This is a genomic window from Streptococcus sp. 3613 (assembly GCF_013277375.1).
Taxonomy (GTDB): Bacteria; Bacillota; Bacilli; order Lactobacillales; family Streptococcaceae; genus Streptococcus; species Streptococcus pseudopneumoniae.
In genome coordinates, this window is the sequence record NZ_VMMV01000126.1 from 1 (window position 1) to 2082 (window position 2082).

A 2082-nucleotide genomic window follows, 5' to 3' on the forward strand; every position below is an offset into this window, starting at 1 on the left:
GTCGGTAACATATATACGGTAAGGCGACGCTGACGTGGTTTGAAGAGATTTTCGAAGAGTATCAATTGTGAAAGAATTACTTATCTATGATATAATAAAAAGAAAAGGCTTGCATAAGAAAGTAGGGAGAATGAAGATGAAAAGAAGACAAAATCGAAATCAGGGTGGTTTAGCTTTTCGTTTTATGAAGGGCTTGGTAAACTTTTTTAGGAGTTATCGCAGGTGGAGCAATAAAGGATTTGTGGCGGTACTCTTGCTAGCAGTTGCCTTATCAATGGGCTTGGTCTTGTTGTTTGAAAGTTTCCAAAGAATCCCTTTAACCAGTCAAAAACGAGATACTATTTCTCAAGAGGGGACTAAGCAAAAGTCTCAGGAGCAGGAAGAGGAAAAAACTGCCAGAATTATGGCTAATGGGGATTTGCTCTACCACGATGGACTTTTCTTTTCAGCTAAAAAAGAAGACGGTACCTATGACTTTCATGAGAATTTTGAGTATGTGACACCTTGGCTCAAGCAAGCAGATTTAGCTATTGGTGATTTTGAAGGAACCATCAATAAGGATCATTATTTAGCGGGTTATCCTCTCTTTAATGCTCCTGCTGAAGTTATGGATGCCATTAAGGATGCAGGTTATCATGTGCTAGATTTAGCTCATAATCATATTTTGGATTCGCAAATTGAGGGAGTTATTTCAACGGCCGATATTATTGAAAAAGCTGGAATCACTCCAATCGGAGTTTATACGCATGAACCACGTGATCAGGCTCCGTTGGTCATTAAGGAAGTGAATGGAATCAAGGTTGCTCTTTTGGCCTATTCCTATGGATTCAATGGAATTGAACGGTATATTTCTCAGGAAGACTATAATCGTTATCTTTCAGATTTAAACGAAGATAAGATGAAGGCTGAAATTGAACGGGCAGAGAAGGAAGCAGATATCACCATTATCATGCCTCAGATGGGTGTGGAGTATCGATTGGAACCAACTGAGGAACAAAAAGCTCTTTATCACAAGATGATTGATTGGGGGGCGGATATTATCTTTGGAGGGCATCCTCACGTTGTGGAACCATCTGAAACGGTTGAAAAAGATGGAGACAAGAAACTCATTATCTATTCAATGGGGAACTTCATTTCCAATCAACGGATTGAATCTATGGGAGATGAAGAAAATGCTAAGTGGACTGAACGTGGCGTTCTCATGGATGTAACCATTAAGAAGAAGGATGGAAAAACAACTATCGGAACAGCTAAAGCTCATCCTACTTGGGTCAATCGAACACCAAAGGGAACCTTTTCACCAGAAGGCTATCCTTTATATCATTATCAAACCTATATCTTGGAAGATTTTATAGAGGGTGGCAGTCATCGTGACCAGTTAGATGAAGCGACTAAGGAACGAATTGATACAGCCTATAAAGAAATGAACGAACATGTGGGATTGAAGTGGGATTAGCTTGAATAGACTTCCTGCGAAACAATATATGGTATAATAGTTCTATGGATTATGAAGCAAGTGAACAACTAACTGATGCACGATTTAAGCTCCTGGTTGGTGTTCAGTGCACGACTTTTGAAGAGATGTTAGCTGTATTAAAAAGAGATTATCAAGGTAAACACGCAAAAGGGGGACGAAAACCTAAACTAAGCCTAGAATACCTTCTTATGGCGACTTCAATATGTGCGAGAATATCGAACTTATGAAGAAATTGCGGCTGATCTTGGTATTCACGAAAGCAACTTAATCCGTCGGAGTCAATGGGTTGAAGTAACTCTTGTTCAAAGTGGTTTTACGATTTCAAGAACTCCTCTCAGTTCTGAGGACACGGTAATGATTGATGCGACGGAAGTAAAAATCCATCGCCCTAAAAAACAATTAGCGAATGATTCTGGTAAAAAGAAATGCCACGCTATGAAGGCTCAAGCGATTGTCACAAGTCAAGGGAGAATTGTTTCTTTGGAGATCACTGTGAACTATTGTCATGATATGAAGTTGTTCAAAATGAGTCGCAGAAATATCGGACAAGCTGGTAAAATCTTGGCTGACAGTGGTTATCAAGGAATCATGAAGATAGATCCTCA

1 protein-coding gene and 1 pseudogene are annotated in these 2082 nt (G+C 39.5%); both read left to right on the forward strand.

All coding sequences use genetic code 11. From position 1 onward, the window contains the following. Positions 1-136 precede the first annotated feature (136 nt). On the forward strand, positions 137-1456 hold the full coding sequence (locus HT708_RS11190) for a CapA family protein (RefSeq protein ID WP_000830203.1): 1320 nt from the start codon (positions 137-139) through the stop codon (positions 1454-1456). Between the two features lie 44 nt (positions 1457-1500). Next, positions 1501-2082: pseudogene (locus HT708_RS11195) on the forward strand (transposase); the annotation flags it as partial.